At 52.0% G+C, this 14099-nt stretch carries 15 protein-coding genes; 5 read left to right on the forward strand and 10 right to left on the reverse strand.

All coding sequences use genetic code 11. The features are described 5' to 3' along the window. Positions 1–59 precede the first annotated feature (59 nt). The gene (locus IZU99_00280) at positions 60–485 is read left to right on the forward strand and encodes an NAD(P)H-dependent oxidoreductase (protein UOO37739.1); all 426 of its coding nucleotides are present in this window, start codon (positions 60–62) and stop codon (positions 483–485) included. Positions 486–683: 198 nt separating this feature from the next. On the opposite strand, the gene IZU99_00285 is transcribed toward IZU99_00280, so the two are convergent. The 5 genes from IZU99_00285 to IZU99_00305 all read right to left on the reverse strand — a co-directional run bounded on the left by IZU99_00285 (position 684) and on the right by IZU99_00305 (position 5460). Continuing rightward, a complete protein-coding gene (locus IZU99_00285) occupies positions 684–1205 on the reverse strand; it encodes a DUF4340 domain-containing protein (protein UOO37740.1) in 522 nt (173 codons plus the stop codon). Beyond that, positions 1205–2668 carry a Gldg family protein gene (locus IZU99_00290; protein UOO37741.1) on the reverse strand — a complete coding sequence of 488 codons (1464 nt, stop codon included), beginning with the start codon at positions 2666–2668 and terminating at the stop codon, positions 1205–1207. The genes IZU99_00285 and IZU99_00290 overlap by 1 nt, the downstream gene beginning before the upstream one ends. A gap of 14 nt (positions 2669–2682) precedes the next feature. Next, entirely contained in the window at positions 2683–3561 is an 879-nt protein-coding gene (locus IZU99_00295) for an ABC transporter permease (protein UOO37742.1), read from the reverse strand. Further along, positions 3558–4538: an ABC transporter ATP-binding protein gene (locus IZU99_00300; protein UOO37743.1), complete on the reverse strand. Its 981-nt coding sequence runs from the start codon at positions 4536–4538 to the stop codon at positions 3558–3560. The genes IZU99_00295 and IZU99_00300 overlap by 4 nt, the downstream gene beginning before the upstream one ends. A 163-nt stretch (positions 4539–4701) precedes the next feature. Continuing rightward, the gene (locus IZU99_00305; protein ID UOO37744.1) at positions 4702–5460 is read right to left on the reverse strand and encodes a TatD family hydrolase; all 759 of its coding nucleotides are present in this window, start codon (positions 5458–5460) and stop codon (positions 4702–4704) included. A 121-nt stretch (positions 5461–5581) separates the two neighbouring features. Here IZU99_00305 and secG point away from each other — a divergent pair, with 121 nt between their 5' ends. Continuing rightward, positions 5582–5821: a preprotein translocase subunit SecG gene (gene secG, locus IZU99_00310; GenBank protein ID UOO38699.1), complete on the forward strand. Its 240-nt coding sequence runs from the start codon at positions 5582–5584 to the stop codon at positions 5819–5821. 57 nt (positions 5822–5878) lie between these two features. On the opposite strand, the gene pduL is transcribed toward secG, so the two are convergent. Further along, positions 5879–6451, reverse strand: a complete 573-nt coding sequence (gene pduL, locus IZU99_00315) for a phosphate propanoyltransferase (protein UOO37745.1) — start codon at positions 6449–6451, stop codon at positions 5879–5881. Positions 6452–6684: 233 nt separating this feature from the next. On the opposite strand from pduL, the gene IZU99_00320 reads away from it, so the two are divergent. From IZU99_00320 to IZU99_00330, 3 genes are all read left to right on the forward strand, one after another. Continuing rightward, complete coding sequence (locus IZU99_00320) at positions 6685–7293, forward strand: helix-turn-helix transcriptional regulator (protein ID UOO37746.1); 609 nt, start codon at positions 6685–6687, stop codon at positions 7291–7293. A 42-nt stretch (positions 7294–7335) separates the two neighbouring features. Then, the gene (gene lepA, locus IZU99_00325) at positions 7336–9141 is read left to right on the forward strand and encodes an elongation factor 4 (GenBank protein UOO37747.1); all 1806 of its coding nucleotides are present in this window, start codon (positions 7336–7338) and stop codon (positions 9139–9141) included. A gap of 196 nt (positions 9142–9337) precedes the next feature. Further along, the gene (locus IZU99_00330; GenBank protein ID UOO37748.1) at positions 9338–10837 is read left to right on the forward strand and encodes a copper amine oxidase N-terminal domain-containing protein; all 1500 of its coding nucleotides are present in this window, start codon (positions 9338–9340) and stop codon (positions 10835–10837) included. A gap of 92 nt (positions 10838–10929) precedes the next feature. On the opposite strand, the gene IZU99_00335 is transcribed toward IZU99_00330, so the two are convergent. The 4 genes from IZU99_00335 to wecB all read right to left on the reverse strand — a co-directional run bounded on the left by IZU99_00335 (position 10930) and on the right by wecB (position 14086). Beyond that, positions 10930–11445, reverse strand: a complete 516-nt coding sequence (locus tag IZU99_00335) for a hypothetical protein (protein UOO37749.1) — start codon at positions 11443–11445, stop codon at positions 10930–10932. Positions 11446–11506: 61 nt separating this feature from the next. After that, entirely contained in the window at positions 11507–12562 is a 1056-nt protein-coding gene (locus IZU99_00340) for an IS30 family transposase (protein UOO37750.1), read from the reverse strand. Between the two features lie 81 nt (positions 12563–12643). Continuing rightward, entirely contained in the window at positions 12644–12916 is a 273-nt protein-coding gene (locus IZU99_00345) for a hypothetical protein (GenBank protein ID UOO37751.1), read from the reverse strand. A gap of 72 nt (positions 12917–12988) precedes the next feature. Then, positions 12989–14086 (reverse strand): UDP-N-acetylglucosamine 2-epimerase (non-hydrolyzing), encoded by a 1098-nt coding sequence (wecB, locus tag IZU99_00350; protein ID UOO37752.1) that lies wholly within the window; start codon positions 14084–14086, stop codon positions 12989–12991. Positions 14087–14099: the final 13 nt, after the last annotated feature.

The raw sequence follows: 14099 nt of genomic DNA on the forward strand, positions 1-14099 counted from the left end.
GTTATACTGGCAACGTCTAGCATCCAGCCACCCAATTTAGAAAGAAGGAGAATAATAAAATGAAAATTGGCATCATTGTTTATTCGAAAACTGGCAAGACACTCTCCGTGGCGAAAAAACTCAAAGAGGCACTTCTTTCTTCTGGCAATTACGTCCTTTTGGAACAGGTCACGACGGCCGGTGACGACTTGTCAAAAGTCGCTGCGGCGCCGGGTACGGAAGGATACGACGCGGTCATTCTCGCTTCGCCCGTTTGGGGGCTATCGCTCGCTTCCGTCATGAAGCTCTACTTAGATAAAATCCCGTCCCTCAAAGGGCAGAAGGTCGGCTTGTTTGTCACGCGGTCCTTCTGGGGTGGCAAAGGCGCTATCAAACAGATGGCGAAAGTTTGTCAGGCAAAAGGCGGTACGGTTTCCAAAACCGGTATGGTCAGCGCCAGCGGCGACAATGTTAAAAAGCTCATCGAGGACTTTAAAAGCCTCTGATTTCGCAGAGGCTGAACCCATGATTTCCCGGGCAGCATAAGCGGGACGGCAACCTCCTTCGGCAAAACGCAGCTTTCATGTCTTTGAAATCCATGCGTCATGGCCACTTTCCTTCGAAAGCGGCAACCGATTTTCAGGTTATCGTCCCGCGGCTTCTCTTGCGGTAGTTTCATCAGTTTCGGGGCATGCGGAAAGCAATCACGACGCCGTCATCACTGCCGCCAAGGCATTGGCAAGCGCTGATGGTATGGTATAAACCGCATTGGCACCAGCTACCTGCACGTAATAGTTTTCACCGGTCTGCGTCCCAATACGCAGGCTGAATTCTTTATTGTCTTTATCGGCTGCCTGAACCGTGTAAAGCGGTTGCTCGAGGCCGTAGACTTCAAGTGATAACGGCGCGCTGAGCGTATCAACAGCCTTGAGGCTATCGAGCGCGGACGCAATCGCATCAAGAGCCGTCTGGTCAACAGACACGGACCTGTTGCCATTGTCATACCAGATCCCGTTCTCAAAAGAGTAGGAACGCGTTTGTCCCGCACTTTGACAGGAAATTTGAATAGGCGATCCCATGACGGCGCTGTACAGCGCCGTTTTACTTTCAGCTTCGGCCTGCTTTTTTGCCGTGTTTGCATTATAGACGGACACGCCGATGTAAGCGCCGACGCAAATAACAAGAGCGGCAGACAGGATTAAAAGCTGTTTGACGCTTTTTTTCATCAGCGCTGTCTCCGTTTTGTCCAGACGACGAGCCCTGTCACCAAAACGCCAACGGGGATAACAGCGAGGAATAACACGCTCCAGAGTGCGGGATGTGTGATTTCAACCGGCTGAACCTGCAGACTTTTGGCTGGAATATTGACAGTGTTTAATGGGTTTTTCAAATTTGCCGAAACAGCGTTTAAAAAGATGTCCAGGTTTGAGAGGTTTGTAAAGGAGGACGTCAGGTCGTTGTCGATCAGCGAGGCACCGCCAAATACTGTCAGCCGCGTGCTGGCAGATGCTTCATCCGAGGGCGATACGACAGCCGTCGCGGCGACAATATACGTACCTTTTGTTGAGGCGCTGCCGGAAGCAAGAACGCCGCTTTCCGAGGTCGTGAGCAGCGGTGCAACGGCGATGTTTGCCTGCGCGGGCGTGACGAGCGTTAAAGCGCTGGGATTGAGTACAATGGCGTCTGAAGTGATGGACGACGTGATGTCGCTGTCGGTCGACAAAACGGGGTAAAATAAATATTGCCCGTAATAACTGGCGTACTGCTGGTTATACCGCTCGGTGTCCCCAACGGTTCCTTGAAGCGGCTCAAGCCCGTAGGCCTTGAGCAGGGTGTTAAAGTTTTTAAGGGAGGCGTCCTTAACAAACAGCATAAGATGCCCGCCGTTTTGGAGATAAGCCTGCAGGGTTGAGAGCTCAACGTCGGCCAGGTCCTTTTCCGGGCTCACGCAGACAACAAGCTCACAATCGGTCGGGATCGAAGGTGCCGTGAGCAGATTGAGGGAGGAGACGGTGATGTTCGCCTTCTCTAGGGTGTCCTGCGCGTTTGCGCCGAGGCCGGCTTCGTCATGACCGGTCAGCGTGTAGATATTCGAGGAGGTGGTGCTCGTTACGTAAGTGACGGCACCTGTCAGCTGGCCTTCGGCGTCGATGGCAATCGGCTTGAGCGTCTGGGTGGAATAGTACGTGTTAAAGTCGTTAATAATGAGGCCGTCCTGAATGCCGTCGACCCCATTAATATAGAGCATTTTTGAACGGCCGGTGTCAGAACAGGTGACGACGACGGTGTTTTGCTCTGCGCCATACGTTTTCAGCGCCGTGGGGTCTAAAACTGGGTCGATTATTTTAAGAGAAAGGTGCTGAGACTGCGCGGCATAGTTTTTTAAAAATTTCGTCAGATGCTCGTCAAGCTGGGATTCTTTGGCGAGAACGACGATAGAAATATCTTTATCAAGCCCTTTGAGATAGGAGACCGTATCGCCCGATACCGTGTATAGGTCCTTTCCAGAGATGTCGTACTGCAGCGTCCGCGCCGGCAGACTGCCAAGCACGAGATTAAAAATGACCGCGACGGCCACGGCGACAGCGGAAACAGCAGCTGTCATCATGCCGCGTTTTGTACCGGCCGTTTTTTCGCCATTAAGCTTTTTAACAAGGTTTTTAACTTTTTTCATCAGTTCGTTACTCAAATTCGCATCCTCCTTCAGCTCCAGCGCCGTTTTGAGACGGACTGTATGGTGAGAAAAACAAACAGGGCGGCAAAGGAGAGGAAAAATAACAGCCCTTTCAAATCAAAAACGTTGTAGCTGGAAAAATTGTTAATGGTTTCAGTAACCGAAAAAATTCCGAGTATCTTGTTCAGCAAACCGGGCAGCAAGCCCCTGCCGAAAAGGAGCAGACCGAATAGAGTGAGCGCGCCGCCGAGGCCGACAAAAGCCGTTGCCGTCGCGTTGTGAGACAAATGATACAAAATAAAGAGAAGAATAAGCAGGATGATAAAAAAGCCGATCAACGAAGCCGCCACTGTCTGCGGCAGCAAAGAGACCAGATCCGACCAAAGGAAGAGCAATAGCAAAACACCCATTGACAAAACGGCCGCGATGACCTGGCTCTCCGTGAGGGAAGAAATGAACATACCGACGGAGACGAACAGAAACCCGAGGCAGATGAGCGCCAAAATGGCGGAAAAGTCAATCATCAAGGAGCCTGCGCCGGCGCTGTCCCACGAAATGATCAGGGGGATCAGACAGGAGATGATGAGCGGGACAGCATAAACCGTTACCATGGCGAAAAACTTGCCGAGAATAACCTGGGAAACGGATACGGGATATGTCAAAAGCATCTGATCGGTTTTAGCGCGGCGCTCTTCCGCCAAAGAGCGCATTGTCAGAAAAGGAACGGCGAAAACCATAACGAGCAGGAAAAGCCAGTTGGCAATTGTAATGGCGAAATAAGGGTATCCGCCGAGCAGATTTGTAAAGAGAAACATCAGTCCAATCACAAGCAGGACGACAAAAGCGTATATACAGCCGATCATCGAAAAAAAGTAGGAGCGAACCTCGCGTTTATAAATGGCCGTCATGACGCATCACCAACCTTCCGGCTCGAATGTATATCGCCTGCTTCAGGCTTTTCTGAAGTGAGTTTTAAGAAGATATCCTCTAGGGAAACGCCTGACTGGCGCATCATCAGAATAGGCTTATCGGCGGCTGCGCAGGCATAGAAAAGTGATGCACGCACATCAGCAAGCCCTTGTGCCTCGACGGTGACATGGACTTCACCCGGCGCAAAAAGGCGGCAGCTGACATTGACGACATCCGGAATGTCTGAAAAAAGCTTTCTAATACTGTCGGCGTCGTCACCTTTAACCGTCATCTCGACGGCGTGACTTGTCAGCTGTTTTTCAAGCTCGGCGGGCGTACCAGAGGCGACAAGATGCCCTTCGTGAATAATCAGGACGTGGTCGCAGATTTCCTGGACCTCCGAGAGGATATGGGAACTGAGAAGAATCGTATGATCTTTTGAGAGGCCGCGTATTAGCTCGCGGATTTCTAATATTTGTTTTGGGTCGAGCCCGACGGTCGGCTCGTCTAAAATGATAATCTCCGGCAGACCGAGAATGGCCTGCGCCAGACCGACGCGCTGCTTGTACCCCTTGGAAAGGTTCTTGATCAGGCGGTCTTTGACAGCGACGATTTTTGTCATCCCGATGACGTCGTCAACAGCGGCCTGGCGCGACTCTTTGTCAAGGCCTTTCAGCTCGGCCGCGAAGTCGAGGTACTCGAGGGGCGTCATGTCGGTGTACAGCGGCGGCTGTTCCGGCAGATACCCGATGGCGCGCTTGACGGCTTCCGGTTCATCAAGGATATTGTGACCGTTAATAATAACGTCACCGGCCGTCGGTCCGATGTAGCCTGTCATAATGTTCATTGTCGTTGTTTTACCAGCGCCGTTGGGGCCGAGAAAGCCGTATATCTGCCCCTTTTCGACCTTAAAGCTCAGATGATCCACAGCGGTGTGGCTACCGTACCGCTTAACGAGGTCACGCACTTCGATCAAGAGAGGTTCCCCCCTTAAAATATTATCAGCGCAGACAGAAAATGGCGCTGTACAGCAATAACTGCCGGGAAAAGTATATCGCAAGTTGGACCGCCAACAATTTAACAAAGTGTGAATACTCTATGAACGAACTTGAAATAGCGGCAATGGAGACAATATGCTGTTAAATGCCAAAAAAGAGACGGCCGTTTTCCAGGGTCAGCTGACAGGCGTCCTCCGGGGATACGCCGATGATATCGGCGAGCTTCAACGCCGTAAATTTTAAATATAATGAGCTGTTGCGGCGGCCGCGCATCGGCTCCGGCGCAAGGTAAGGGCAATCTGTTTCGATCATGATGCGGTCACGCGGCATTTTTTCGAGCACCTCGACGGCGCGGCGCGCGTTTTTAAAGGTGATAACACCGGTAAACGAGAGATACCACCCCTTATCCAAGAGGCCTTTGGCCGTCTCCCAGCTGCCGGAATAGCAGTGGAAGACGCCGCGGACATCAGGGAAATCATCGAGAATTGACAAAACGTCATGCGTGGCCTCGCGCTCGTGGATTACAACAGGCAGCCCGACGCGTCTGGCCAGAGCAAGCTGGTCACGAAAGCGCTGCTGCTGAATCTCGCGCGGGGAGAAATCATAGTGGTAGTCTAGCCCAATTTCGCCGACGGCGACGGCTTTCGGGTGCTTTAACAGGTCTTCAAGCGCTATGAGTGTTGCGTCGTTCATGTCACCGGCATCGTGCGGGTGGACGCCGACGGCTGCAAAAATAAACGGATACGCCTCGGCAAGCTTTAGCCCGGCCTGCGCCGAACACAGATTGCTGGAAGCGTTCACGATTAGCTCAATGCCGTTTTCCGGCATCGAGGCGAGCAAGGCATCGCGGTCTGGATCAAATTGAGCGTCATCATAATGTGCGTGTGTATCGAACAGCATCGGTCATCCTCCCGAGGCGCCGACGAAAACGCAAAAAGCTCTTGTCAACGCATCAAAGTTGTGTTATTATAACGAATACGCAATTGTCGCGCCATCCGGCGCGTTACTTGATTTGAAGGGAATGATCCTCCTGGAAACGGTCGTTACGATTTTTCAGCTCATTACTTGTGTTATCCTCATTGCCGTTGTCCTTTTGCAGACAGGCAAAACGGCCGGCCTCTCCGGCGTCATTGGCGGCGGATCGGACACATATCTGTCAAAAAACAAGATGAAAACGCTCGATTCAAAGCTGGCCAGAGCTACGAAATGGGTGGCGATTGTTTTCGTTGTCCTGACACTTATTTTAAACATTGTTTTTTAAACACCATCGTACTAAAAAGGCTGCCGAAGAAGGGCAGCCTTTTTATTTGCCGTTATTTCAGTCAATAATCACGCCGGTTGGCGTGCCGAAAAGCGCTGCTGCGTTAACTTCATCGTAGTCGAGGTGCGCAAACGTGGCGTAGTCAGGGCTGACACGGGCGACAACCTCATCAAAAATAAGCGCGCGATCGCCATCGACACGGATTTTGATGACCTGTTTATCATGAAGACCGAACTTTTCGGCGTCCTCCGGTGTTAAATGCAGATGGCGCTTGGCGATGATAACGCCGCTTTCAATGTCGACAGAGCCGCTGGGGCCGACAAGCTTACAGCCGGGGCTGCCTTTTAAATCGCCGCTTTCACGAACCGGTGGCTCAAAACCGAGCGCACGGGCGTCGGTAAAGGAGAGCTCTACCTGATCGGCACGGCGGCAGGGGCCGATGATCGTCACGGTCGTCTGGCCCTTTGGGCCGACGACGGTCACCTTCTGGTCGGAGGCAAACTGGCCGGGCTGCGACAGCCACTTTTTAGGGACAAGCTCAAACCCCTTTCCAAAGAGCGTGTCCAGCGTTTCGCGCGTGACGTGGCAATGCTTTCCAGAGCCTTCGATGATTACTCTTTTCTCCGTCATTTTCGATACCTCGAATTTATATTAAAAATTTATTGATACAACGTCCTACTTTACCACCAACAGGAAAAAAGCGCAAGAAGGCTTTGTGAAATCTTATTTACAAAAAGAGATCTTCCGGCTATACTATACTAACTGTAATATAGCAGCCGGGAGATGGCAGGCGTTCCGGCTGCCCCAGTATCGGAAAACGCAGAAGACCGCACGGCGAAGGTCTGACGAAAGGTGCCAAACATATGAAGCCTAATTTCGCAAAAGCGCTCACGAATCTCCGGCGCGGCAAAAACTTCAGCCAAAAGAAAGTGGCTGACGACCTTGGAATTTCGCAGGCGCTTCTGTCACATTACGAAAACGGCGTCCGTGAGCCTAAGATGGAATTCATTATAAAAGCCTGTGATTATTACAGTGTTTCGGCAGACTTTATTCTTGGCCGCGCCCGGCAGGAGGCATGCAGTGATAACATCGCCATGCCGTGCTTCACAGACAGCATCAGAAGCAGCCTTGACAACGCGGCGCTGCTCCTGTCGCTTCTAAAAGATATCGGAGACGATACGTTAACGGCATCAGTCAGAGACTATTTTGAATTCTGGATGTACCGCCTCCTCGCCGCTATGTGCCGCCGCCCAGCAGATGAGAGCAGCATGCTGCTTGATGCGGCGATCAAGATTTCAGAAGATTTTTGTATGACCCAGATTATTCGCATCAGACATGACCCACAATACAAACGCTTATTGATATTAGAGGAAATCAAAGCAAAATATCCGGAATCCCAAGATGCATTGGATAAGCTCTTCGTGGCTGTTGAAGAATCGGTCCGGAAGCTGAAAACGCCTTCAATGGGATGACGCTGGACATTCGAGACAATAAATGCGCCATGAGGTGTGTACATGATCGATCAAGAAAAAATCCGCAACTTTTCTATTATAGCCCACATTGACCACGGCAAATCGACGCTGGCCGACCGGCTGCTCGAAAAATGCGGCGCCGTCGACGCGCGAGACATGGAAAATCAGCTTCTGGACAACATGGAGCTCGAGCGTGAGCGCGGCATTACGATCAAAGCACGCGCCGTCGGCCTCACATACAAAGCCTGTGACGGTGAAACGTATACGCTTAACCTGATCGACACACCGGGTCACGTTGATTTTAACTACGAAGTGTCACGGTCTCTCGCGGCTTGCGAGGGGGCGATTCTCGTTGTCGACGCGGCGCAGGGGATCGAAGCCCAAACACTGGCTAACACCTACCTTGCACTGGAGCATAATCTTGAGATTCTCCCTGTTGTCAATAAAATTGACTTGCCTGCTGCTGACCCGAAAAGGGTCAAGGCTGAAATCGAGGACATCATCGGTCTGCCAGCGCTTGACGCGCCGGAAATTTCAGCCAAGCTCGGCATCGGCATTGACGAGGTGCTCGAGAGCATCGTTAAAAACGTCCCCGCGCCGAAGGGCGATTGCTCAAAATCGCTCCGCGCGCTCATTTTTGACAGCCAGTACGACGCGTACCGCGGCGTCATCGTCTATCTGCGGCTGTTTGACGGCGAGCTGCGCCCGGATATGACGGTTCGGATGATGGCAACCGGCGCTGAATACCGCGTCGTTGAAATCGGGCATTTACGCCCAATCGGCATGGAACCGTGCGACGTCTTGTGCGCCGGCGACGTTGGATATTTGACGGCCAGCATCAAAAATGTTGCCGACACCCAGGTCGGCGACACTGTCACAGGGGCGGAGAACCCCTCGCAAGAGGCACTGCCGGGCTATAAGCCTGCGCAACCGATGGTCTATTCCGGCATCTACACGGTCGATGGCGCAGAATACCCGGACCTGCGCGACGCGCTGGAAAAGCTCAAGCTCAACGACGCGGCGCTCAGCTTCGAGCCGGAATCGTCAGTCGCTTTGGGTTTCGGCTTTCGCTGCGGCTTTCTCGGCCTTTTGCATATGGAGATTATTCAGGAGCGGATCGAGCGCGAATACAATCTTGACCTTATTACGACGGCTCCCAGCGTTATCTACCGCGTGACGAAAACGGACGGGCAGACGATCCTGGTTGATAACCCGCTTAACTATCCCGACCCGGCCCATATTGAGCAGGCGGAGGAGCCCTTTGTCAAAGCCGCCATCATCTGCCCGCCTGAATACGTCGGCAACATTATGGATCTTTGTCAGGACCGGCGGGGTGAATACAAGGCGCTCACGTATCTTGACACGGCGCGCGTCGAGCTGCAATACGACATGCCACTCAACGAAATTATCTATGACTTTTTTGACGCGCTCAAATCCCGCTCACGCGGGTACGCCTCACTTGACTATGAGTTTCTCGGGTACAGGCCATCCGAGCTTGTAAAGCTCGATATTCTGCTCAACGGCGAGGTCGTGGATGCGCTGTCTTTTATTGTCCACAAGGACAAGGCCTATGCGCGCGGCAGAAGGATTGCCGAAAAACTCAAAGACAACATCCCGCGACAGCTCTTTGAAATCCCCGTGCAGGCGGCCATCGGCGGCAAGGTCATTGCCCGCGAGACAATCAAGGCCATGCGGAAAGATGTTTTGGCCAAATGCTACGGCGGCGATATCACCCGCAAGAAAAAGCTTCTTGAAAAGCAAAAAGAAGGCAAGAAGCGCATGCGGAGCCTCGGGAGCGTCGAGGTGCCGCAGGAAGCCTTCATGGCGGTTTTGAAGTTGGACGAATAGGTGTTTTCATACGACGCTGGCGCACCGGATAATGAATAACAAAGGCGGGAGATATCTCCCGTCTTTGTTATTGTCTGGGCACTATAAATAAATTGAAATATATTTATATTTTGCTATAATAGTAAGGAAGAGGAATTTCAAAACGAATACGGCAAAATAATGCTTCTAAAGAAGCAGATTACCGGGAGGAAATCTGATGCGTCGATACATAAGAGGGCTTATCGCAGGGGCGCTTTGTCTGGTGTTGTTGCTGCCGATGTCGGTTGCGGCGGCGGCGGCGCCGATTCACCTCAAGCTTGGGACGAAAACACTCAATGTTGTGCCGGTTTTAATGCAGGACGGCAGGTCGTTTGCACCATATAACACCCTTTTCAAGGCGCTTGGTGCACGCGCTGTTTATGACGCCGCGTCAAAAACGATAACGGCGGTATCGGGAACAACGACCGTTGTGATGCCATGCAGCAGCGGCAATATCACGATAACTGACGGGGAGGAGACGTATGACATGTACTGCGCTTACCCGCCGATTGAAAACACGAGCACCGGAAAAATCTACATCTCCATACGCTATGCGGCCCAGGCGCTTGGGTATACCGTATCGTGGGATGGCGCGGCACGCACCATCGTCCTCGGGACTGTTGACGAGCTTATGGCGAGAAGCGGCGCAACCTATACGGTTTTGGATAAGTATCTTGCCTATAACAGAAGCTTTTTGGAAAAAAGCCATACCTTAGAGGGCACTTTTGATTATTCCATGGATATGCAATCGTCACTGTACGGCAATTTGGAGGATGAAGACCAACCGGCTGTGCCTAGTGCTTTAACGGCTACCGGCACGGTTTCAGGCCTTTTTGACAAGGGTGGCGAGGAAATGAGCCTGAACTTGAAAACAAATCTATCCGATTTTACCGAAATGCTCGAGAGCGCTGAACCGCTTGACGATGAGACAAGAGCCTTGTTAAGCCAGCTCGATAATATCGATATGAGCATCATCATCAATAACGAGACAGGGATGATGTATATAAAATCCCCACTCCTGTCGTCAGTTTACGGTATTTCGGCAGATGCGTGGGTCTCCAATGAAACGGGGAACGCTGGGACGAATTTTGGGTTAGATGTTTTAAGCATGAGCGGTTATTCCGGCCTGAGCATGAGCGACATCGCCGCTGCCGGTGGCAGCTTCCGAGACGGCGTCAAACATCTTCTTGTCAGTCAGCTGCGCTCCGGTAATGACAATATCGAAAGTGTTTTGAATAATATTAATCAGCTTTTCAGCGATCAGGCTATGGTTCGAGACGGCGATTCATATGTCGTATCGCTATCGGAAACGGAGACCGAAGGCGATGAATACGGATATACCAACCGGTTTACATTGAAGATGGTTTATTCCTTTAGCGGAGAAACATTTACAGGATTATCGCTGTCTTTGACGGATGACGCCACCTATCGATATGGCGACGCGTATGCTGAGACATATAAAACAGAGATGCTGTTTGCCTATACAACCGACGGTCATGGCAGTCTGGTGCTGAAAGACGCCGTCAATGATGTGACGCGCCAAGCCCTGAATATTTCATTTACATACGCGGATACGACGCAGACACCGGCCAGAGAGCCTGCCGCCGGTAGTACGGTGATCTCCGCCGACGACCTGTATGCGCCGGATGAACAGGGTATCCCGCAGGAGACGACGTAAAAAGAGCAGACTCGGTCTCAATAATGACAAGCCCGGCAGCGTACAGGCGCAGCCGGGCTTACTATTTGCAATTTTCTGTGAAAAGTTTGCGATCAATACACCATATGGGCGTTGTTTGAGACAAACATGTAACTGTCGCCAGACTGATGGAGCGTGACAACGCAGCGATCGATCTGCTGGCCATATTCGGGATTGTCCTCGCATTGGATGACATATGTCCCGTCGCTTGTTTTATAGCCGCTGACGCAGTTGAAAAAGCCATAATTTGTATCAAAGACCATGCTGTAATACGCGTCGTACTTTTGGATGTACAGCCAGTGAAGCTTCCCGCTGATTTGAGAGAGCGTGACGCCTGCTTTTTCTTTCAAATAGTCGTTGATCTGCTTGGTGGACAGCTTAAGCAGGTCGCCGTCGATGCTGTCTAATTCATACGCATCCATAAAGGCCTGTTGTTCGTCTGAGCTGATTTCCTGCCCGTCAGAGGCAATCCCGGCACCGGTGTAAAAAAGCGCATCCAGGTCAATTTCTGAAGGTTTAGCGTAGTTTGACAATAAAAAGCCATAAATTGCAAGTGCAAATTGAACACCCCGAGGCAAAATCGTTCCCATCAATTAACCTTGGACACAGATGGTGCCGCAGGCGCTGTCTGTGCCAAGGTTGTCGCAGCCGTCAGGCTGCGTATTCGGAATCAAGAAAGGCTTCAAATAGTTCCTCTGGCGTGTGGTATCCGAGCTTCTTCCGGGGTCGCCCATTTAACTCATCAGCAGCGGACAGGATGTCCTCGTCTGTATACTGCTCAATAGATGTTCCCTTTGGAACGAAGGTCCGGAACAGTCCATTATGCCTTTCGTTCTGAGGACGTTCCCAAGAGCTGTATGGGTGGGCAAAGTAGATCTGGGAACCCCAAGCCTCGACTTCTGCAAAGTCGGCGAACTCGCTGCCGTTGTCTACGGTAATCGTCTTAAAAATCTGTGAAAAACGTTCCCCGTACTCAGCGCGTAGGCTTTTCATGGCAGACATCACCGCATCACTGGTCTTTCCGGGAATACGAATGGCGATGTAGTGCTCGGTCTTCTTCTCCAGCAGAGAGAGTACAACTGCCTCTTTCCCAGCTCGTTTTCCAACCACGGTGTCGCCCTCCCAGTGGCCGCCTTCTATACGAAGGGAAGCGATCTCAGGACGGGCGGAAATGCTTGTGCCGTAGTGCTTTTTGTTTTCCCTGCCCCTGGCCTTTCGGGTGCTGCGTTTTAAGGCTTCCGGCAGTTCGGTCGGCGTGATGGGAAGCAAGCCTGCCCAGACCATGTTGTACAGAGTGCGGGTACAAACCATCTGATCTTCACTGTACAAACGCTGTCGCTTCGCATATCCGCAGCAGGAATCCAGCGACCACTTGTGTTCCCGGATCTGCTTGACTACCCAGTCAATGAAAGTCTTGCAGGAGCCTGCTTTGAGGGGCTTGACACAAGCCCTTCGATTAGCCTTGTAGATGGCCTCGCCGAGTTTCGGAGAATAGCCAGGTGCTTGGCCCCTGTTGCTCTTCCGTGTCGGTGTACCTCGCCTTAACTCGTATGAGATGGTGGACGGTGAACAGCCAATGTTTCGGGCGATGCCGCGTACGCCAAGTCCCTGCTTCAAGAGGGCTTTGACAGCACCACGATCTTCCAAGCTCAAGTGTTGCCCTTTCTTGCGTTCTGCGCTGACTGTGATAGAATCATTGTTATCCATAGTGATTGTATCCTTTCGGTGGCAGATGTTGTGTAGGAACTACATTTTACCACGAAGAATAATCACTATGGATTTTTCTGTTCAAGTGTTCAATTTCATTTTACAATCAACCGACAATAAAAAGCCGTTGTTTTGGGGGTCCTCAAAATACGCAGTGAAATAGGACAGCTCCGACGATGTCAGCGGCGTTTGCGTATTTTGGGGCGACGCCATCGGCGAACCGTAACGATTGGATGACGGGGTGGCGCCGGATGATGGCGATGCGCTCTGATTTCGTGAAAACATATTATTTAAGCCGCAGGAGCTGAGCAGAAGTGTTGCGAAAAGCATCAAGGCAGCGACAGCTTTTTTCATGGTAATCCTCCGTTATGACTGGCTTTTGGAAAATCAGCGCCTGTTCGTTTGGCGTCAAGCCCTTTTCCATATTTATAACTTTTTTTCAAGAATATCCGCAATATGTTTTGAGGCAAAGCCGTCACCGTATGGGTTGGAGGCATGACTCATCGCGTCATAGGCGCGCTGATCGACGAGCAGTGTTCTAAACTCTTGGTAGATCGTCTCTTCGTCGGTGCCTGTGAGCTTGAGCGTTCCGGCGTCCACGCCTTCCGGGCGCTCCGTCGTGTCCCGCAGAACGAGGACCGGCTTGCCGAGGGAGGGCGCTTCCTCCTGAATGCCGCCTGAATCCGTGAGAATGAGATAGGAGCGCGCGAGAAAATTGTGAAAATCAAGCACATCAAGCGGGTCAATGAGATGCACCCGTTCGTGGCCGCCAAGGACGTCACGTGCTGCCTCCCGGACGGCGGGGTTTAGATGGACGGGGTAGATGATTTTAACGTCGGGAAATTCGTCGACAATCCGGCGGATCGCGCCGAAGATGCGGTACATCGGCGCACCGAGATTTTCGCGGCGGTGCGCCGTCAGCATCACGAGGCGGCTGCCTTCCGCCCAGCTGAGCTCCGGATGGGTGTAATCGGTGCGTACCGTTGTTTTTAAGGCATCTATCGCCGTGTTGCCCGTCACAAAGATTGTCTCCGGCGCTTTGCCCTCGCGCAGCAGATTGGCTTCGGAGACGGCTGTCGGCGCAAAGAGAAAACGCGCGACACTGTCAACGGCCTGCCGGTTGAACTCCTCCGGGTACGGTGATGTAATATTGTAGGTGCGCAGACCGGCCTCCACATGGCCGACGGGAATGTCCAGATAGAAGCAGGCAAGACTGGCGGCAAACGTCGTTGTCGTGTCGCCATGAACAAGGACGACGTAGGGGCGTGTCTGCTCCAAAATGTCCTTCATGCCGCGCATCACGCGCTCTGTGATATCAAACAATGTCTGCCTGTCTGACATGACGGACAGGTCAAAGTCCGGCGTGACGTTAAAGGCGTCGAGCACCTGCTGAAGCATTTGGCGGTGCTGGCCGGTGACACAGACGAGTGTCTCGAAATTATCTCGGCTTTTCAGTTCCAGCACGAGCGGGCACATTTTTATGGCCTCCGGCCGCGTGCCGAAAACGAGCATGACTTTTTTCATATTTTGACCTCGA

This window comes from Oscillospiraceae bacterium CM (genome assembly GCA_022870705.1).
Classification (GTDB): domain Bacteria; phylum Bacillota; class Clostridia; order Oscillospirales; family Oscillospiraceae; genus Sporobacter.